We start from the raw sequence: 19313 nt of genomic DNA, 5'->3' as shown, positions 1-19313 counted from the left end.
CCGCTACGTCAGGTCCGCGTCAGGTCCGCTCAGTGGCGCTCAGTGGAAGAAGTGCCGCGTCCCCGTGAAGTACATCGTGACGCCCGCCTTCTTCGCCGCCTCGACCACCAGCTCGTCACGGACCGAACCGCCCGGCTGCACCACGGCCTTGACGCCCGCGGCCGTCAGGATCTCCAGGCCGTCGGGGAAGGGGAAGAACGCGTCGGACGCGGCGTAGGAGCCGCGGGCCCGCTCCTCGCCCGCCCGCTCGACCGCGAGCTTCGCGGAGTCGACGCGGTTGACCTGGCCCATGCCGACGCCGACGGACGCACCGTCCTTGGCGAGCAGGATCGCGTTGGACTTGACCGCGCGGGACGCCTTCCAGGCGAACGCCAGCTCGGCGAGCTCGCCCTCATTGAGCGCGTCACCCGTGGCGAGCGTCCAGTTGGCGGGGTTGTCGCCCTCGGCTTGGAGCCGGTCGGTGACCTGGAGCAGCGCGCCGCCGTCGATCTGCTTGACCTCGACCGCGTTCGACGGCGCCCGGTGCGCGCGCAGGACGCGGATGTTCTTTTTCTTGGTGAGGACTTCGAGGGCGCCGTCCTCGTACTCCGGCGCGACGATGACCTCGGTGAAGATCTCGGCGACCTGCTCCGCCATCTCCTTGGAGACCGGGCGGTTCACCGCGATGACGCCGCCGAACGCGGAGAGCGGGTCGCAGGCGTGCGCCTTGCGGTGCGCCTCGGCGACGTTCGCGCCGACCGCGATGCCGCACGGGTTGGCGTGCTTGATGATCGCGACGCAGGGCTCGTCGTGGTCGTACGCGGCACGGCGCGCGGCGTCCGTGTCCGTGAAGTTGTTGTACGACATCTCCTTGCCGTGCAGCTGCTCGGCCTCGGCGAGGCCGCCCGTGCCGTCGACGTAGAGAGCGGCGCCCTGGTGGGGGTTCTCGCCGTAGCGGAGGACGTTCTTGCGCTCGTACGTGGCGCCGAGGAAGCCGGGGTGGCCGGAGTCGTCGGCGGCTGCGTAGTCCGCCGCGAACCAGCTCGCGACGGCCACGTCGTACGCGGCCGTGTGCTGGAACGCTTCTCCCGCGAGCCGCTTGCGCGCGGTCAGGTCGAAGCCGCCGGCCTTGACCGCGGCGAGCACGTCCGCGTACCGCTTCGGGTCGGTGACGACCGCGACCGAGGGGTGGTTCTTGGCGGCGGCGCGGACCATCGAGGGGCCGCCGATGTCGATCTGCTCGACGCACTCGTCGGGGGTGGCCCCGGAGGCGACGGTCTCCTTGAAGGGGTAGAGGTTCACGACGACGAGCTGGAAGGGCTCGACGCCGAGCTCCGCCAGCTGCTTGCGGTGGTCCTCCAGGCGCAGGTCGGCGAGGATGCCCGCGTGGACCTTCGGGTGCAGGGTCTTGACGCGGCCGTCCAGGCACTCGGGAAAGCCGGTGAGCTCCTCGACCTTGGTGACGGGCACCCCGGCGGCGGCGATCTTCGCGGCGGTCGAACCGGTGGAGACGAGCTCGACGCCCGCCTCGTGGAGCCCGCGCGCGAGCTCTTCCAGGCCGGTCTTGTCGTAGACGCTGACGAGCGCGCGCTTGATGGGGCGCTGCGCGGCGTGGGCGTCGGTCGCGTTCGCGGGCGCGTTCGCGGCGTTCGTAGCTTCGGCGGTCACGGGATAAGAACCTTTCGTCCCTCAATGCGGTAGCCGTGCCGGGCCAGACGCCCCACGACATCGACGAGCAGCGTGCGCTCGACTTCCTTGATGCGCTCGTGCAGAGCGCTCTCGTCGTCCTCGTCCCGGACCTCGACCACGCCCTGGGCGATGATCGGGCCGGTGTCGACGCCGTCGTCGACGAAGTGGACGGTGCAGCCGGTGACCTTCACGCCGTACGCGAGCGCGTCGCGCGCGCCGTGGGCCCCCGGGAAACTGGGCAGCAGCGCGGGGTGCGTGTTCACGAACCGCCCGCCGAAGCGCGCGAGGAACTCCTTCCCCACGATCTTCATGAACCCGGCGGAGACCACCAGGTCGGGGTCGTGCGCGGCCGTCGCCTCCGCCAGGGCCGCGTCCCACTCGTCGCGGGTCGCGTGGTCCTTGACCCGGCAGACGAAGGTGGGGATGCCCACGCGCTCGGCGCGCTCCAGGCCCGCGATGCCGTCGCGGTCGGCGCCGACCGCGACGATCTCGGCGCCGTAGCCCTCCGGGCCCTCGGCGCGGATGGTGTCGAGCAGGGCCTGAAGGTTCGTGCCCGACCCGGACACCAGCACGACGAGACGCTTGACGGGGCGCGCGACGGGGCGCTCGGGACGCGCGACCTCAGCGCTCTTGGCCACAGCTGGGCCCTTTCTCGGAGGATGCCTTTGTACGGTCGTACGAAGGCTTCGGGGCCCGCGATACGGGGAACCCTACGAAGCGGCCGACCGCCAGCAACGATACCGGCACACGGAACCGCCCCTCACGGGACGGGGGCGCGGGCGGAAGGTAGCGTCTGTGGGGAAGCGCCTGAATACCGAAGAACGCCGCGTTGTCGAGCCGCGCGACGGCTCCGCCACGGCCCTGCCAAGGGCCCTACCAAGGGGAAGACGCACACCTGATGCCGGACCGTAGCCGCCCTTCGTCTCCGCCGCAGGACCCGGAGTCCCAGGGACCCGAGTCCCCGGGCCAGGGTGCCCAGGGAACGGGCAAGGACGACGACAACCCCTTCGCGCCGCCGCCGGAGGGGACACCGGACCGGCCGTGGCAGCCGCGCCGTCCCTCGGGCGACTCCGCCCCGGACGGCGACGACTCCGGCGCCGGCCACGGATCTCATGGGTCTCACGGGTCGCCGTGGGGCAGCCAGTGGAGCGACCGTCAGCCCGGCCGCTCGCAGGGCGGCTTCGGTGACCGCCCGCGCCAGCAGAACGGCCCCGGCAAGGAGGACCCGTCGGCGCAGGGCGGCAATGGTGGCGGCATGCGCTGGGACCCGACGGACCCGTCCCAGCGCCGCGCGCGGTACGCCCTGCTCTCCGGCATGTGGGGTTTCTTCTTCGCCCTGTTCGGCTGGCGGTACGTGGCGCTGCTGCTCGGCGCGCTCGCGGTGATGTGGGCGATCCAGTCGCTGCGCGCGAAGCCGGGCAGACCGGACGCGACGGCGCCCTCGGCGACGCCCGCGGCGACCGCGGCCACTCCGGCGGGCCCTCCGGTCCCTCCGGCCGCCCGGCCGCCCCAGTCCGACCCGGCGGCGACCAGCACGAGGCCGCAGACGACGGCCGCGATCAGCGGCCTGGTGACGGGTGCGCTGGCGCTCCTGATGGTGGCGGGGACGTTCACGGCGCAGCTGGTCTACCAGGACTACTACACGTGCGTGGACGACGCGCTGACGAGCGCGTCGAAGTCGTCCTGCGAGGACCTGCTGCCCAAGCAGCTGCGCCCGCTCCTGGGCGAACAGGACTGACTGCCCCCGGCTGCCCGGCTGCCCGGCTGGCTGGCTGACTGACTGACTCACGTCACGGCGCGTCCGGGGGCGGCATGCGCCGCTCCCAGAGCCGCTCCCCCTCCTCCTTCAACGCCTGCCAGCGGGCTTCGCGGGCGGCTTCTTCGTGCGAGGCGGGGGGTGGGGTGTGGGGGGCGTCCGGGGTAGGGCTCGCGGTCGGCTGCGGTGTGCTGTCCTGACCTTCGGTCGGCTGGTCCGCGGGGATTTCTGCGGGAACGCTCACGAAGGCATCCACGGCGGACTCGGCCGTCTGCCCGGGCAGCGGCGACCTCCGGGGCCGCGGCAGCCGCAGCCGCCATGAAGGCAACGACGGCAACGACGGCAACGAGGGCAACGAGGGCAACGAGGGCACCCTGAGCCACGACGGCCGGTCCCGCCCCCCACCGGCCCGGCGCCCCCTCCGCAGGCGCCACCCCCGGAGACCGAGTGCCGCCGGCACCCCGAGCAGCAGCGACCAGCCAAGGGCAGCCGCTCCCGTCTGCCACCACACCGGCCCGAAGTCCGACAGGACCGCCACGCCCATCGGGCCGCCCGCGAGCGCCGCGAGGCCCGCCGTCAGCAGCCCGCACACCACCGCCGCCAGCGCCGCGCCCGCGGCCGTACGCCCGGGGGACCACGCCTCGTTCCGGTCACCGAACGCGGGCGCCGCCTCGTGGACCGTGCACCAGGCCACCGCGAGCCCCGCGCACACGGGCACCGCCGCGGACGCCCATGTCAGCGGCGAACCGGGGCCCGGCGACGGCAGTGCCGCGAGCAGCGGGAAGGGTGGCAGCAGCGGTGCCGAGCCCGCCGAGAGGGGCCCGGCGACGGTTCCCGTGCCGAGTGCGAAGCCGGGGCCGAGACCGTAGGCGGCGCCCCACACCGCGGCGTTGGGCACCAGCGCCAGGGCCAGCAGAAGCACCGCGAGCCGCCCCGACCACACGTTCGTGAGCTGCAGGAACGACGCCTGTGCCGACCCCGCGTGCAACACCAGCGACACCGCGACGAGCAGCGCACCGCCGCCCACGAGAACCCCCGTCGCTGCTGCCCCGGCCCGCACGACGGCCCCGGTCAGGCGCCGGGCGAGGAACCCCCGTACGAGAACGGCCCGGAGAAAGACGCGTACCCCGTCGGGCAGCGCGGCGAGCGGGCGGCGCAGGAACGACGGGAGCGGCCCGCGCGGACGCCCGCGCGCCGTCCACACGCCGAGGCCCGCCGCCCCCGCCGCCAGCACCGGCACGTGCGCGACCGCACTGATCCAGTCGGGCCGCAGCTCACCGCCCGTGGCGTACAGCGCCGCGGCCAGGCCGACCAACAGATACCCGGTGACCACCCCGGACCAGGCCGTACCCCCCGCGTGCCCGCGCTCCTCCGGCGCCGCCGCGTCCCGCGCCGCCCGGTGCAGCAGCCAGACCGGCAGGACGACGAGGAGCAGCGGCGTCACCCCGATCGGCGCGGGCCCACCGGAGAGCGTGTCCGTCCTGATCAGCTCCGTGCCGTGCGCGAGGAGCCACAGCCCCGCCGCGATGTGCAGCGCCCCGTCGGGCCCGCTGTCCGGATACGGCGAGCTGATCCACAGCATCATCACCAGTACGGCGGACGAGCCGAGTCCCAGGCCCGCGGCGACGGCCCCTCCCAGCACGCAGGTGGCCAGGGCGGGAGAACGGTCGCGGGCCCGTCCGCGCAACGGTTCCACGGGCGGCGACGAAGCGTGGGGATCGGTCGTCTGGGTCACCCGGCCATGCTCCCAACGACACGCGCTTTCTTCCCGTAACAGGCGAATATCGGATGTGTCGCCCAATATACGTTTATGTACTTTTTCGTACGGCAGGTCGGCTCCGCCCGGCACGCCCGCCGTACGTCGGCCCACGGTGCGGAGATTCCGAGATGCCCCAGAGTCCTGCCACGCCTCTGCCGTCCCCCAAGGAGCGCCGCAGGCTGCGCGAGGCGAAGTCGCTGAGCCATGCCGACCTCGCGGCGAAGATCGGCGTCACCAGCGAAACCGTCCGCTCCTGGGAAATGGGCCGCACCACCCCGCGCGGCCGCAAGCGCGAGACGTACGCGAAACTCCTGACCGCGAACGCGAGTGCGAGTACGAGTACGAGTACGAGTACGAACGCGAACGCGAACCCGAAGGAACGGGCAGCGACACCGACCTTCGAGAAGGCCGTCACCATGACAGTGCCCGAGACCGAGCCGGTCCCCACGCCTCCCACACCCCCCGCGCACACGCACCCCCTCCGCACGAAGCCCGCCCACGGCACCACGAGGTCGACTTCGCGCCCGCAACCGGCGGCCAAACGCGCGGCAAAGCCACCGGCCCCCGCCCGCATGACGCCCCCGCCCATCCCCCTCCCCACCCCCAACGGCCACATCCGCCCGCTCCCGGTCCGCGTGACGCGCCCCCAGGCCACCCGGCCGGCGGACCAGACCCCCGCCCAGGCCTTCGACGCCCTCTGCGCCCTCTGCGCCCCCGGTCTCGTACGCCAGACGTATCTGCTCACCGGACGGCGCGGCCTCGCCCACGAGTCGGTGGAGCGCGCCTTCCAGCTGGCGTGGCAGCGCTGGCCCGAGGTGGCCGTGGACCGGGACCCGGCGGGGTGGGTCCGCGCGGCGGCGTACGAGTACGCGATGTCCCCCTGGCACCGCTTCCGCCCCAGCCAGCGCCACCCGGACGCCCCGCCCGCCGAACCGGCCGACCGCGCCTTCCTCGACGTACTCCTGAGCCTGTCGCCCGCACAGCGCCGCACCCTGATGCTCTACGACGGCATCGGCCTCGACCTGCCCGAGACCGCGGCCGAGACGGAGGCGAGCACGCCCGCGGCCGCGAACCGCCTCCTGCACGCGCGCGAGACGATCGCCGGGCGGCTGCCCGACCTGGCGGACCCCGAGGCACTGCACCGGCGCCTCGCCGAGGTCGGCAGGGCCGAGAAGCTACGGCTCCCGAAAGCCGACCGCGTCCGCACCGGCAGCGAGTACCGGGCCCGCTTCTGGACCCGCGCGGCCATCGCGTTCACCGCACTGATCATCGGGGCGACGGCCCTGACCCTGAAGAACGCCCCCACCCACTACGAGCCCCCACAGGCCCCGGGCCGCGCCATCAGCGGCGTCCCGCCCCGCATGGGCCCGGGCCCCCTCACCTACGAAGACACCACCCTCCGCGAAAAACTCCGAGCCCACCTCCCCAACGGCCAGGAACGCCTGACCCCACAGGCAAGGTAGGGGGCGCAGACGGAGTCAGGGGGCGCGGGTCAGGCGTGCGGGGGCGCAGGCTGGGTCAGGGGCGCGGGGAACTGCGCGACAAGCCCCCACTCAGCCGCAGCCGCAGCCGCAGCCGCAGCCGAAGGCACGACACGCGGCAGCAAAAAGTGGACCCGCACCAGAAAGGCGCGGGCCCACTCAAAAGCACTGCTCAACCGACGGACGTCATCCCGCCAGGATCTCGCGAGCCAGCTTCGCCGTCTCGGTGGGCGTCTTGCCGACCTTCACACCGGCAGCCTCAAGCGCTTCCTTCTTCGCGGCAGCCGTACCGGAGGACCCGGAGACGATCGCGCCCGCGTGGCCCATCGTCTTGCCCTCGGGAGCCGTGAAGCCCGCGACGTAACCGACGACCGGCTTCGTCACGTTCGCCTTGATGAAGTCCGCCGCGCGCTCCTCCGCGTCGCCGCCGATCTCACCGATCATGACGATCAGGTCCGTGTCGGGGTCGGCCTCGAACGCCTCGAGGGCGTCGATGTGCGTCGTACCGATGACCGGGTCGCCACCGATGCCGACGGCGGACGAGAAGCCGATGTCACGGAGCTCGTACATCATCTGGTACGTCAGCGTGCCGGACTTCGAGACCAGGCCGATGCGGCCCGGCTTCGTGATGTCGCCCGGGATGATGCCGGCGTTCGACTGACCGGGGGTGATCAGACCCGGGCAGTTGGGGCCGATGATCCGCGTCTTGTTGCCCTTCGACTTCGCGTACGCCCAGAAGGCGGCGGAGTCGTGGACGGCGATGCCCTCGGTGATGACGACGGCGAGGGGGATCTCCGCGTCGATCGCCTCGACGACGGCGGCCTTGGAGAAGGCCGGCGGCACGAAGAGGACGGACACGTTGGCGCCCGTGGCCTCCATGGCCTCCTTGACCGAGCCGAAGACCGGTACCTCGGTGCCGTCGAAGTCGACCTTCGTGCCGGCCTTGCGCGGGTTCACGCCGCCGACGATGTTCGTGCCGTCACCCAGCATGAGCTTGGTGTGCTTCATGCCCGTGGCACCGGTCATGCCCTGGACGATGACCTTGCTGTCCTTGTTGAGGAAGATAGCCATGGCTGTTCTTTCCCTCGTCCCTTACTTCGCGGCCGCGAGCTCGGCGGCCTTGTCGGCCGCGCCGTCCATGGTGTCCACACGCTGCACGAGCGGGTGGTTGGCGTCGCTCAGGATCTTGCGACCCAGCTCCGCGTTGTTGCCGTCGAGGCGCACGACCAGCGGCTTCTCGACCTTCTCGCCCTTCGAGGCGAGCAGCTCCAGGGCCTGCACGATGCCGTTGGCGACCTCGTCGCACGCGGTGATGCCACCGAAGACGTTGACGAAGACGGACTTGACGTCCGGGTCGCCGAGGATGATCTCCAGGCCGTTCGCCATGACCTCGGCGGAGGCGCCGCCACCGATGTCGAGGAAGTTGGCGGGCTTCACGCCGCCGTGGTTCTCACCGGCGTACGCGACGACGTCCAGGGTCGACATGACCAGACCGGCACCGTTACCGATGATGCCGACCTCGCCCTCGAGCTTGACGTAGTTGAGGCCCTTGGCCTTGGCAGCAGCCTCGAGCGGGTTGGCTGCGTCCTTGTCCTCGAGCGCCTCGTGGTCGGCCTGGCGGAAGTCGGCGTTCTCGTCGAGCGAGACCTTGCCGTCCAGGGCCAGGATGCGGCCGTCCTTGGTCTTGACCAGCGGGTTGACCTCGACGAGGAGCGCGTCCTCGGCGACGAAGGTCTCCCACAGGGTCACCATGGCCTCGGCGACGCCCTCGGCCACGTCGGCCGGGAACTTCGCCTGCGCGACGATCTCGCGGGCCTTCTCGATGGTGACGCCCTCGTTGGAGTCGACCGGAACCTTGGCGAGCGCCTCGGGGGTCTTCTCGGCGACCTCCTCGATGTCCATGCCGCCCTGCACGGACGCCATGGCGAGGAAGGTGCGGTTGGTGCGGTCGAGGAGGTACGAGACGTAGTACTCCGCCTCGATCTCCGGGGACAGCTCGGCGATCATCACCTTGTGGACCGTGTGGCCCTTGATGTCCATGCCGAGGATGTCCGTCGCGCGGGCGACGGCCTCGTCCGCGTTCGCCGCCAGCTTCACGCCGCCGGCCTTGCCGCGGCCACCGACCTTCACCTGTGCCTTGACGACCGACTTGCCGCCAAGGCGTTCGGTGGCCTCGCGCGCCGCCTCAGGCGTGTCGATGACTTCACCGGCCAGCACCGGTACACCGTGCTTGGCGAAGAGGTCCCTCGCCTGATACTCGAACAGGTCCACGCGCGTCCGTCCCTTTTCCGTGATCTCGCTGCGATCTCGCTGCTTTGGTGTCAGCTGTCTGCGTGGGCGTGCCGCGGAGGGCAACGTGACTGCGCTGTCACAAGGGAGGCGTAGGACGGAGTCCGGTACGCGGCATGTCCGTCTCGCAGGTTATCGCCGCGGGACGTAGGTCCCTAAATCACAGATCACATTTGGGCGGTGATGACGGTCACAGATCGCGCGGTCACCGCGGCAAAACCCGCAGCCGCGGTGGTGGCGGCGCGGCCTCTGTGGCGTCGGACACCCTGCGTTTGCTCCCGTTGCTCCCGCGATCAGACGACCACCTCGGGGTCGGGTATCGGAAGGGGCCGCTTCTCGATCGCCGCGGCCATCACCTCCGGGAAGAGGTCGGGCGTGCAGGCGAAGGCCGGCACGCCGAGGGCCGCGAGCGCCGCCGCGTGCTCGCGGTCATACGCGGGTTTCCCCTCGTCGGAGAGGGCGAGCAGCGTCACGAACTGCACTCCGGACGCCTTCATCGCCGCGACGCGCTTCAGCATCTCGTCGCGGATGCCTCCTTCGTAGAGGTCGCTGATGAGGACCACGACCGTGTCGGCCGGCCGGGTGATCTGCGACTGGCAGTAGGCGAGAGCGCGATTGATGTCGGTCCCGCCGCCCAGCTGCGTCCCGAACAGCACATCGACCGGGTCATCGAGCTGGTTGGTCAGGTCGACCACGTTCGTGTCGAAGACGACGAGCCGGGTGTCGAGCGACCGCATGGACCCGAGCACGGCACCGAAAACCGATGCATAGACAACGGACGCGGCCATCGACCCCGACTGGTCGATGCAGAGGACGACCTCCTTCTTCACGGACCGGGAGGCCCGCCCGTACCCGATGAGCCGCTCGGGGACGACCGTGCGGTGCTCCGGCAGGTAGTTCTTGAGGTTGGCCGCAATCGTGCGGTTCCAGTCGATGTCGTGGTGGCGCGGCCTGCTGACGCGGGCGCTGCGGTCGAGCGCGCCGGTGAGCGTGGAACGCGTCCGCGTCGCCAGACGCTTCTCCAGGTCCTCGACGACCTTGCGCACGACGGCCCGCGCGGTCTCCTTGGTCGTCTCGGGCATGGCCTTGTTGAGGGAGAGCAGCGTGCCCACGAGGTGGACGTCCGCGTCGACGGCCTCCAGCATCTCGGGCTCCAGGAGGAGCGTAGAGAGCCCCAGCCGGTCGATGGCGTCGCGCTGCATCACCTGCACGACGGACGAGGGGAAGTACGTCCGGATGTCCCCGAGCCAGCGCGCCACGGACGGCGCGGACGCCCCGAGCCCAGCCGACCTCTCCCGCCGCCCCCGCTCATCCCTCTCCCCCGCACCCCCGTACAGCGCCCCGAGGGCAGCATCCACCCCCGCATCCCGCCCCCCAAGCACACACCCGGTCCCCTCACCCCCGTCCCCACCCAACACAAGCCGCCACCGCCGCAACCGCTCCCCGCCCACACTCCCGCCCACCGCAGCCGCAACCACACTCCCGGCTGCGGACTCGCCCCCGACCACGCCACCCCCGTCAGACACCCCGGCCACCCCAGTCACTCCAGCCACCCCATTCATCCCGCCACCCCCACGCACCCATCACCGACAGCCCTCGCCGTCCGCGCCCCCGCCCCCGCCCCCGCCTCCGCTTCCGCCTCCGTCTCCGTCGGCAGGCCCAGAAGCAGGTGGACGATCGGGACGACGGCGTCCGCGCGCGTGGGGTCGATTTCCCCGGCGAAACCGGGCAGCCCCGCGCCCGCCCCGGCCCCAGCCCCGATGCCGCCCCCGGCAGTCCTCCCCGCCGGCCCCCGCCGCACCAGCTCCCCCAACGTCCGCCGCACCCCCGGCTCGTACGCCGAGAACGTGCGGCGCAGCAGCGGCAGTACGTCCGTGAACGCGTCGTCCGACACTCCGCACAGCCACTCGTCGACGAGCCCCAGCAGCCGCTCGTCGTGCACGAGCAGCATTCCGCCCCCGGAACCGCCCCCGACGAACCCCTCGATCCAGGCGGCCCCCTCGGCCGGCGCGCTCCCCCGGGACAGCGCGAGCCCCATGAGGCGGGCGACTTCCTTGTCCCCCAGCTCCCCGGCGTCCAGCAGCAGCCGCACGCAACGCCCTCGCACGACTCCCGCGACGGACTCGCGCCCGGCGAGCGTCCGCAGGACGGAGTGCCACCGGGCGCGAACCCCCTGCGGCGCCCCGGAGCCGAAACGCGGATCCGAACCCGAATCGGCAGCCGCGTCGGGACCCGAGTCAGGTCCCAAGTCGGTACCCGAGGCGGGACCCGAACCGGAACCCGTACCGAACTCCCCCAGCAGCCCCACCGCCTGATGCACCGCATCGACATGGCGCCGCATCTCCAAGGCCCCGTCCGCGTCCAGCCCCGCGCACGCGGGCGGCAGCCCGACGAAGACGCGCTCGGCGAGCCCGAGGGCGACCTCGCCGAGGGCCTCCGTGCCGGTCCCCCGTACATCCCCGTACCGGAGTGACCGCACCAGAGCGGGAAGCGCCTGCGCGAGGTGCCCGACATCCGCGTCCAGCGCCGCCCGGTCCGCGAGGACCCGCATCACCACGGGCAACGCGTCCGGCAGCTCCGCCAGCAGACACCGCTCGGCGAGCGCGGTGACATCCGCGAGCGCCCCCGCCTCCACCGCATCGGAAGACGCCTTGCCCGTGGCCGCGCCCAGGACCGTCGCCCCCCATACCCCCGCTTCGGCGACCCGCACGGCGAGCTCCGGTTCCCACCGCAGCCGCCACGTCTCACGGAACGTCCCCGTGCTCCCCCGGGACGCCGTCGGCTCACCCCAGGCGACGCCGAGGAGCCGCAACCGGTGCAGCAGCCTGCTGCGCGCGGCGTCCGTCTCCTTGCGGAGGTCGAGCTCCAACTCCCGCTCCAAAGCCTCCGGTTTCAACCGCAGCCTGCGCTGCAACCGGGTGAGGTCGCGCTGCAGCGGAACCGCGGGCGCCGCATCGGGCACCTCGCCCAGCACGTCCCCCACGACGAGCTTGTCCCGCACGAGCGCGAGCGGGACATCGGACCCCTCGCACATCACCGCCCGCACCGCGTCCGTCGTCTCGGTGAGCCCGGCCAGCGGCCGCCCCCGCATCGCGGCCAGCGTGTCGGCGAGCCGCACCGCCTCGATGACGTGCGCGGACGACACGAGCCTGTCCTCGTCGCGCAGCAGCCGGGCGACCTTCGTCATCCAGCGCTCGACGGGCCGGTCGGGCGCGCCGAACAGGTGGGCGTACCAGCCGGGAGAGGTGATCCCCGCGCCGTATCCGCTGGCGCGCGAGAGCCTGCGGTGGGTCCACGGCACCCACGTCATCTCGGTCTTCACCTTGGGCAGCCCCTTGAGCAGTGCCCGGTCGGCGGTCACGGTGGTCTTCTGCCGCAGTGCGGGAACGTGCCAGGCTCCGCAGACCACAGCCACCCGCTCGGGCCCGAACTCCTTCTGCGCTCCCCTCACCTGGATCCGCATGTACGCCTCGCGCACCAGGTCGCGGCCGTGTCCCCCGTCCCCGTAGGCGTCGCGCAGCGCCCCCATCGCCTCGCCCAGCGCTTCGAACGGCGCGAACGCGTCGCCCGCCGTCCCCCGGTGCTCGACGACGTCCTCCCACCAGCGTTCGGGATCGTCGTATCCGGCGGTCTCGGCGAGCACGCCGAGAGGATCGACCCGCACGCCCTCCTCGCCCTGGTCCTCCCCCTCCGTTCCCTCCGTGCGGAAGGCGAGCGAGTGCGCTGCCGGGAGGTCGATGAACCGCACCGGCACCCCGTTACGGAGGGCCCACCGGATGGCGACCCACTCCGGGGAGAACCCGGCGAGCGGCCAGAACGCCGAGCGGCCCGGCTCGTCCACCACATGGGCGAGCAGCGCGACCGGTGGCCGCATCCCCTCGTCGGCGGCCAGCTCCACCAGGGCGTCGGCCTCCGGCGGCCCCTCGACGAGGAGGACGTCCGGCCGCCCCGCGTCGAGCGCGGCCCGCACGGCACGTGCCGAGCCGGGCCCGTGGTGCCGCACCCCGAGAAACAGCGGCCCCGTCATGCGCTCACCTCGCGGCACGCGCGGTAGAAGTCCTTCCAGCCGTCGCGCTCGCGCACGACCGTCTCCAGGTACTCCTGCCAGATGACGCGGTCCGCCGCCGGGTCCCGAACGACGGCGCCGAGGATGCCGGCCGCCACGTCGCCGGAGCGCAGCACGCCGTCTCCGAAGTGGGCGGCCAGCGCGAGGCCGTTGGTGACGACGGAGATCGCCTCGGCCGTGGACAGCGTGCCGCTGGGCGACTTCAGCTTCGTACGCCCGTCCGCCGTGACGCCGTCGCGCAGCTCGCGGAAGACGGTGACGACACGGCGTATCTCGTCGATGCCCTCGGGACCCGTGGGCAGGTCGAGGGAGCGGCCGATCTGGTCGACGCGGCGCGAGACGATGTCGACCTCGGCCTCGGCGCTCTCCGGCAGCGGCAGGACGACGGTGTTGAAGCGGCGGCGCAGGGCGCTCGACAGGTCGTTGACACCGCGGTCGCGGTCGTTGGCCGTCGCGATGAGGTTGAAGCCGCGCACGGCCTGCACCTCCTGCCCCAGCTCCGGGATGGGCAGTGTCTTCTCCGACAGGATCGTGATCAGCGTGTCCTGCACGTCGGCGGGGATGCGGGTCAGCTCCTCGACGCGGGCCGTCATGCCCTCCGCCATGGCCCGCATGACGGGGCTGGGCACGAGCGCGTCGCGGCTGGGGCCGTGGGCGAGGAGCTGCGCGTAGTTCCAGCCGTACCGGATCGCTTCCTCCGGCGTGCCCGCCGTGCCCTGCACGAGCAGGGTCGAGTCGCCGCTGACCGCGGCCGCCAGGTGCTCGGACACCCAGGTCTTGGCGGTGCCGGGCACGCCGAGCAGCAGCAGGGCGCGGTCGGTGGCGAGGGTGGTGACGGCGACCTCGACGATGCGGCGCGGACCCACGTACTTCGGCGTGATCACCGTGCCGTCGGGCAGGGTGCCGCCGAGCAGATAGGTGGCGACGGCCCACGGCGAGAGCTTCCACCGCTGCGGCCGCGGCCGGTCGTCCTGGGCGGCCAGCGCGGCGAGTTCGGCGGCGAAGGCGTCCTCGGCGTGCGGCCTGAGCGCTTCCGCACCGTCGGCGGAACCGGGCGCGGGCGCCGCCGGATTCGCGGTCGCGGACGTCGTCGAGTCGACGGAAACGGTCATGGAGCGATCCCCCTCCAGCTCGTCCGGACACATCTGGCCCGGAGATGTCTCCACCGTGCACCACGCCACTGACAATCGCCCTCCGCGCAGCCCTGACCTGCATGAACACCCGAGCTCGAACCGATTGTCAGTGGCGGCACCTACCTTCGAGACATGACTCAGCAGGGGGTGCGCTGGACGGCGGATCAGGTGCTGGCACTGGCTCCTGATGCCCCGTCACGCAAGGCGGGCAGCAAACTCGGCGTCGCAGGACCGTGGTCGGAGGCGGGGAGTACTGGCGAGGGGGCGGTGTGGGGACTGTGCAAGGGCAGTGGCAGCAAGCCGTACCAGACGATTGTCGACATCGCGGACGTCGCGGGGCCGGCGTACAAGTGCAGTTGTCCGAGCCGTAAGTTCCCGTGCAAACACGCGTTGGGGCTGCTGCTGGTGTGGGCGGGCTCGGACGGCACGGTGCCGGACGGCGGCGAGCCGCCCGCCTGGGCCGAGGAGTGGCTGACGGCGCGCCGCAAAAGAGTGGACGGGCAACAAAGTTCGTCCGCCGCGCCGACCGCATCGGCCGACCCGGAGGCCGCGCGCAGAAGAGCGGAGAAGCGGGCCGAGCGCATCACCGCGGGCGCGACGGAGCTGGAACAGCGCCTGACCGACCTGCTCCGCGGCGGCACGGCGTCCGCGGAGCAGATGGGGTACGGCTTGTGGGAGGAGACGGCCGCCCGCATGGTCGACGCCCAGGCGCCGGGACTGGCCGCACGTGTACGCGAGTTGGGGGCCATACCGTCCTCCGGGGCCGGCTGGCCCGTACGTCTCCTGGCGGAATGCGCGCTGCTCCACCTCCTCGACCAGGGCTGGCTCCACCGCGACCGGCTGCCGGACGGCCTCGCGGCCACGGTCCGCTCCCGCGTCGGCCTGCCCGCACAGGCGGAGGGCCCACCGGTGCGGGACCAGTGGGCGGTCCTCGCCCAGTACGACACGGCGGACGGCAGGCTCACCACGCGCCGCATATGGCTGTACGGCACGGAGTCCGGCCGCACCGCGCTCCTCCTCTCGTACGGGGCGGCGGGCCGGGCCCCCGCGCTCACCCTGCCCGTGGGCCTCGCGCTGGACGCCGAGGTGAGCGGGTATCCGGGGGCGGGGCAGCTGCGCGTGGAGCTGGGCGAGCAGTTCGCGGCCCCGGCGCCCACCGCGCGGCGGCCACCGGGCGTACGCCCCGAAGAGGCCGCCGCCCGTTACGGCACGGCCCTCCGGGACGACCCCTGGCTGGAGTCCTGGCCGGTGACGCTCGCCGGGGTGATACCGACCCTTTCCCAGGGCACACCGAGCACGCAGGGCACACCGAGCACGCAGGGCACACCGAGCACGTCGGCCTCATGGCAACTGGCCGATCCGGTGACCGGCTCGGCCCTCCCCCTCGCACCGTCCGCCACATCGCGGCCGGGCCTGTGGCGTCTGATCGCCCTCTCCGGAGGCTCACCGCTGACGGTGTTCGGCGAGTGCGGTCACCGAGGCTTCACCCCACTGGCGGCCTGGCCGCAGGACTCAGGAGAGACGGTGTCGCTGTGCTGAAGAACGCACCCCGGAAACACCAGGAATCCCAGAACCACCAGGAATGCCAGGAACCCACCCCGCCCGCGGCAAGCGGAGCCCACGTCACCAGCGGTGCGCCAACCGAGCCCTCATGGGACGACCTGGTCACGACGGCCCTGCTCGGCACCGAACGCCGCGCCCTGCCGGCCTCCCTGCAGACGCCCGGCAAGGAGGCACCGATCGCGCTCCTGGACGCGGCCGCGGTGCAGACGGTGCGCCGAAGGGCCGGGCTGCGCGCGGCACCGGCCGCCGCACTGCCCGAGCCCGCGGCGGACGATCCGAGGCCACCGTTGCCCCCGGCGGCCCGGAGCAGGCTCGCGACGCTGCTGACCGACCAGCCCGGCACGGGCGGCGGCCGCAGGGGCGCGGCGCCCGACCTGATGGAGCTCCTGCCCCAGTGGCTGGCCCTGGCGAACGCGCGCGGGTACGGCGCACCGCCGGAGCTGCTGCCCGCGCTCCTGAACGCCGCGCGCGGCCGCACGGACCTGCGTCCCCAGGCCCTCACCTTCGCGGGTCCCAGGGCTCTCTGGCTGGCCCGTCTCAACCCTGACTGGAAGTTCGCGCTGCGGGCCACGCCGGGTGGCGGCGTGACCCTGCCGTCCGCCGACGACGCCCCGCAGGTGCGAAGGCTCTGGGAGGAAGGCCTCTTCGCCGAGCGCGTCGCCCTCCTCACCACGTTGCGCGCGCACCACGCCGGGACGGCCCTGGACCTGCTCGTGTCCACGTGGTCGACGGAGCGGGCGGAGGACCGTCTGATGTTCCTCGACTCCCTGCGCACCGGCCTGTCCGCCGCGGACGAGCCGTTCCTGGAGCAGGCCCTCACGGACCGCAGCCGCAACGTCCGCGCCACCGCGGCGGAGCTGCTGTCCGCGCTCCCCGACTCGGCCCTGGCAGGCAGGATGTCGACCCGCGCGGCCTCCTGCGTGGCCGTCGACCACACCTCCGACACACCGACTCTCACGGTGGAGGCGCCGCACGAGTGCGACGCGGGCATGGAGCGGGACGGCGTCACCCCCAAGCCCCCCACCGGCCGCGGCGAACGCTCCTGGTGGCTGGGTCAGCTGGTGGAGGCTGCCCCGCTCGCCACCTGGCAGCCCCGGCTCGGCAACCGCACACCGGCGGAGATCGTGGCGCTCCCGGTGGCCGACGACTGGCGCGGCGAGCTGCACGCCGCATGGTGCCGTGCGGCGGTGCGCCAGCGGGACGTCGCCTGGTCCCGTGCGCTGCTCGGCACCCCCGCCTCGCCCGACGCCGCGGGCCCCGGCGCCGTGTCGCTCGCCGAGCGGGCCAAGCTCCTCGCCTCACTGCCCGCCGCCGAACGGGCGGACTGGGTGGCCGGCTTCATCGCGGCACACGGCCTGTCGGAGGCGTTCCAGCTCCTCGGCGTCTGCGCGGTCCCCTGGGCCGAGCCGCTGGGCCGCGCGGTGGTGGACTCGCTGAACATCGCCCGTGACGCGGGAAGTTACCCCTGGAGCTTCAGCGGCGTGATGGGCCTGGCGGAGCGCTGCCTCGACCCGTCGGAGGCGATACGCCTGGAGGCGCTCACCGCGATACCCGACGAGTCGGAGAACGCGTCACCCGGCGCGGGCGGCTACTGGTCGGAGGCGTTCCAGCGTCTCGTGACCACGCTGCGTCTGCGCGCGGCGATCCGCGACGAACTCCCGCCGCCGTGACACGTGCGTCGCCCCTGCCCCGCAGGCACATACGTCCCCGTGACCCGCAGGTGCGTACGCGCCTGTGGCCCGCAGGTACGTACGTACCTGCGGGTCCCGCATCCTCCGCCGGAAGGGTCAGACGGCGGCTTGCCGCACGTTCCCCCGCACCCACTCCACGATCGACGTGGTGGTGGCGCCGGGCGTGAAGATCTCCGCGACGCCCTTCTCCTTGAGCGGCGCGATGTCCGCCTCGGGGATGATGCCGCCGCCGAACACCTTGATGTCCTCCGCGTCCCGCTCCTTCAGCAGCTCCAGCACGCGCGCGAACAGTGTGTTGTGCGCCCCGGACAGGATGGAGAGACCGATCGCGTCGGCGTCCTCCTGGATCGCGGTGTCCACCACCTGCTCGGGCGTCTGGTGCAGCCCGGTGTAGATGACCTCCATACCGGCGTCACGCAACGCCCGTGCGATCACCTTGGCCCCGCGATCGTGCCCGTCGAGCCCCGGCTTCGCGACGACCACGCGGATCGGCCCGGCTGCCACACCCATCACTGCCTCCATGTACCGATGTCCGTACCGACAACAGCCTGTCCCGGCACGGATACCCCGCACCGCACCGGCCGGGGAAGTGAACGAACGTTATCCCCAGCATCGCGCAAGCGGCAGTTTCACGGTGGAGAGCGAGGGGGAAATCACACGTGGGACACGTTCGCTGCGCGCCGTCCACAACCGAGGGGTTCACGCTCCGCATCCGGATCAGGCGCGAGGGGAGCCGCAACGAGACGCCGGGCCACCGCGCCGGCAGCCGCACGGCGTGGTGACACCGCACATCGGCGATGCAACGGGGGCACGGGGCCGCCAAGGAAGAGTGGCCCGGACAGCCATCGCACCTGCCGTCTCCTCGGCCACGACTCCCCCTAGGGCACACGGGGGACAGAGGCGTCCTTCCGTGCGCCAATCGGGAGGTCGACGATGCCGTTCACCGGGGCCCGCCCCTTTCGCCCACTCGGCTCACTGCTGCCGAGAATCCTCGGTCTCGCCCCACTGCCCTCGCGCCCGCCCCTCCCCGCGCTGCAGACTCTTCTCCCGCTCCCCGCGCTCCCGTCCAAGATGGCCGGTCTCTCCTTGGCCCTCCTGAAGGCGACGGCCCTGGAGTTGACGATCCTCGCGGGCCACCTCCTGCTCTATCCCTCCGGCATCGCCCAGGAACGCAGGGTGACGCCCGTCCAGCCGCCGCCGGGCGCACCCCGCCTGCCGTCGGACGACAGGCCTCCGGTCCTGCTCCTGCACGGCTTCATCGACAACCGCTCCGTGTTCGTACTGCTCCGCCGCACCCTGTCGCAGCACGGCGGGCGCCGCGTGGAGTCCCTCAACTACTCCCCGCTGACCTGCGACATCAGGGGCGCCGCCGAACTGCTCGGCCGCCACATAGAGGAGCTCTGCGAGCGCACGGGACACGCCCGGGTCGACGTCGTCGGTCACAGTCTCGGCGGGTTGATAGCCCGTTACTACGCGCAGCGGCGGGGCGGCGACGCCCGGATCCGCACCCTGGTCACCCTCGGCACGCCGCACGCGGGCACCCGCGTGGTGCCGCTCGCCAACGCGCACCCGATCGTCCGGCAGATGCGTCCGGGCTCCGACGTGATCGAGGAGCTCAAGGAACCGGCGCCGGGCTGCCGCACGCAGTTCGTGAGCTTCTGGAGCGACCTGGACCAGATCATGGACCCGCTGGAGACGGCCTGCGTCGACCACCCCGACCTGACCGCGCAGAACGTCCGTGTCACCGGCATCGGGCACCTGGCGCTGCCGGTGCACCCCGCAGTCGCGAACGGAATCCGTCAGGCCCTCGACCTGGCGAACCCGGGGGCCGACGCCAAGGGCGCACCGGGCGGTCTGACGGTCGCCTGACCGGCCTCAACTATCGAACGGATCTCGAACGCAAAGCC

Annotated in this window: 14 protein-coding genes; 5 read left to right on the top strand and 9 right to left on the bottom strand. The window is 72.5% G+C overall.

Annotated elements, in window-relative coordinates:
- Nucleotides 1-39: 39 nt before the first annotated feature.
- Together purH and purN are read right to left on the bottom strand one after the other, a co-directional pair.
- Complete coding sequence (gene purH / locus DEJ49_RS22525; RefSeq protein WP_150188393.1) at nucleotides 40-1575, bottom strand: bifunctional phosphoribosylaminoimidazolecarboxamide formyltransferase/IMP cyclohydrolase; 1536 nt, start codon at nucleotides 1573-1575, stop codon at nucleotides 40-42.
- Between the two features lie 68 nt (nucleotides 1576-1643).
- A complete protein-coding gene (gene purN / locus DEJ49_RS22520; RefSeq protein WP_150185809.1) occupies nucleotides 1644-2306 on the bottom strand; it encodes a phosphoribosylglycinamide formyltransferase in 663 nt (220 codons plus the stop codon).
- Between the two features lie 260 nt (nucleotides 2307-2566).
- On the opposite strand from purN, the gene DEJ49_RS22515 reads away from it, so the two are divergent.
- Nucleotides 2567-3406, top strand: coding sequence for a hypothetical protein (locus tag DEJ49_RS22515; RefSeq protein ID WP_223832946.1), 840 nt, complete (start codon nucleotides 2567-2569; stop codon nucleotides 3404-3406).
- A 52-nt stretch (nucleotides 3407-3458) separates the two neighbouring features.
- On the opposite strand, the gene DEJ49_RS22510 is transcribed toward DEJ49_RS22515, so the two are convergent.
- Nucleotides 3459-5159, bottom strand: a complete 1701-nt coding sequence (locus DEJ49_RS22510; protein ID WP_223832945.1) for a DUF6350 family protein — start codon at nucleotides 5157-5159, stop codon at nucleotides 3459-3461.
- A gap of 152 nt (nucleotides 5160-5311) precedes the next feature.
- Here DEJ49_RS22510 and DEJ49_RS22505 point away from each other — a divergent pair, with 152 nt between their 5' ends.
- The gene (locus tag DEJ49_RS22505) at nucleotides 5312-6646 is read left to right on the top strand and encodes a helix-turn-helix domain-containing protein (protein ID WP_150185807.1); all 1335 of its coding nucleotides are present in this window, start codon (nucleotides 5312-5314) and stop codon (nucleotides 6644-6646) included.
- Nucleotides 6647-6850: 204 nt separating this feature from the next.
- Here the strand turns inward: DEJ49_RS22505 and sucD are convergent, their stop codons facing one another.
- From sucD to DEJ49_RS22480, 5 genes are all read right to left on the bottom strand, one after another.
- Nucleotides 6851-7735 carry a succinate--CoA ligase subunit alpha gene (gene sucD, locus DEJ49_RS22500; RefSeq protein WP_150185806.1) on the bottom strand — a complete coding sequence of 295 codons (885 nt, stop codon included), beginning with the start codon at nucleotides 7733-7735 and terminating at the stop codon, nucleotides 6851-6853.
- A 21-nt stretch (nucleotides 7736-7756) separates the two neighbouring features.
- Nucleotides 7757-8935 carry an ADP-forming succinate--CoA ligase subunit beta gene (gene sucC / locus DEJ49_RS22495; RefSeq protein WP_150185805.1) on the bottom strand — a complete coding sequence of 393 codons (1179 nt, stop codon included), beginning with the start codon at nucleotides 8933-8935 and terminating at the stop codon, nucleotides 7757-7759.
- Nucleotides 8936-9246: 311 nt separating this feature from the next.
- Nucleotides 9247-10515, bottom strand: coding sequence for a vWA domain-containing protein (locus DEJ49_RS22490; protein WP_223832944.1), 1269 nt, complete (start codon nucleotides 10513-10515; stop codon nucleotides 9247-9249).
- Entirely contained in the window at nucleotides 10512-12980 is a 2469-nt protein-coding gene (locus tag DEJ49_RS22485) for a DUF5682 family protein (protein WP_150185803.1), read from the bottom strand. The genes DEJ49_RS22490 and DEJ49_RS22485 overlap by 4 nt, the downstream gene beginning before the upstream one ends.
- Nucleotides 12977-14131, bottom strand: a complete 1155-nt coding sequence (locus tag DEJ49_RS22480; protein ID WP_150185802.1) for an ATP-binding protein — start codon at nucleotides 14129-14131, stop codon at nucleotides 12977-12979. The genes DEJ49_RS22485 and DEJ49_RS22480 overlap by 4 nt, the downstream gene beginning before the upstream one ends.
- A gap of 153 nt (nucleotides 14132-14284) precedes the next feature.
- On the opposite strand from DEJ49_RS22480, the gene DEJ49_RS22475 reads away from it, so the two are divergent.
- Together DEJ49_RS22475 and DEJ49_RS22470 are read left to right on the top strand one after the other, a co-directional pair.
- Nucleotides 14285-15691: an SWIM zinc finger domain-containing protein gene (locus DEJ49_RS22475; protein ID WP_150185801.1), complete on the top strand. Its 1407-nt coding sequence runs from the start codon at nucleotides 14285-14287 to the stop codon at nucleotides 15689-15691.
- Between the two features lie 122 nt (nucleotides 15692-15813).
- Complete coding sequence (locus DEJ49_RS22470) at nucleotides 15814-17385, top strand: DUF5691 domain-containing protein (RefSeq protein ID WP_150188391.1); 1572 nt, start codon at nucleotides 15814-15816, stop codon at nucleotides 17383-17385.
- Between the two features lie 117 nt (nucleotides 17386-17502).
- Here the strand turns inward: DEJ49_RS22470 and DEJ49_RS22465 are convergent, their stop codons facing one another.
- Nucleotides 17503-17916: a cobalamin B12-binding domain-containing protein gene (locus DEJ49_RS22465; RefSeq protein WP_055569378.1), complete on the bottom strand. Its 414-nt coding sequence runs from the start codon at nucleotides 17914-17916 to the stop codon at nucleotides 17503-17505.
- Between the two features lie 561 nt (nucleotides 17917-18477).
- Between DEJ49_RS22465 and DEJ49_RS22460 the strand changes: the two genes are divergently transcribed.
- Nucleotides 18478-19275, top strand: coding sequence for an esterase/lipase family protein (locus DEJ49_RS22460; RefSeq protein ID WP_223833209.1), 798 nt, complete (start codon nucleotides 18478-18480; stop codon nucleotides 19273-19275).
- Nucleotides 19276-19313: the final 38 nt, after the last annotated feature.

The sequence above is a fragment of the Streptomyces venezuelae genome, from assembly GCF_008642335.1.
GTDB classification, from domain to species: Bacteria; Actinomycetota; Actinomycetes; order Streptomycetales; family Streptomycetaceae; genus Streptomyces; species Streptomyces venezuelae_F.
This window is presented reverse-complemented; position numbering and strand designations above follow the sequence as displayed.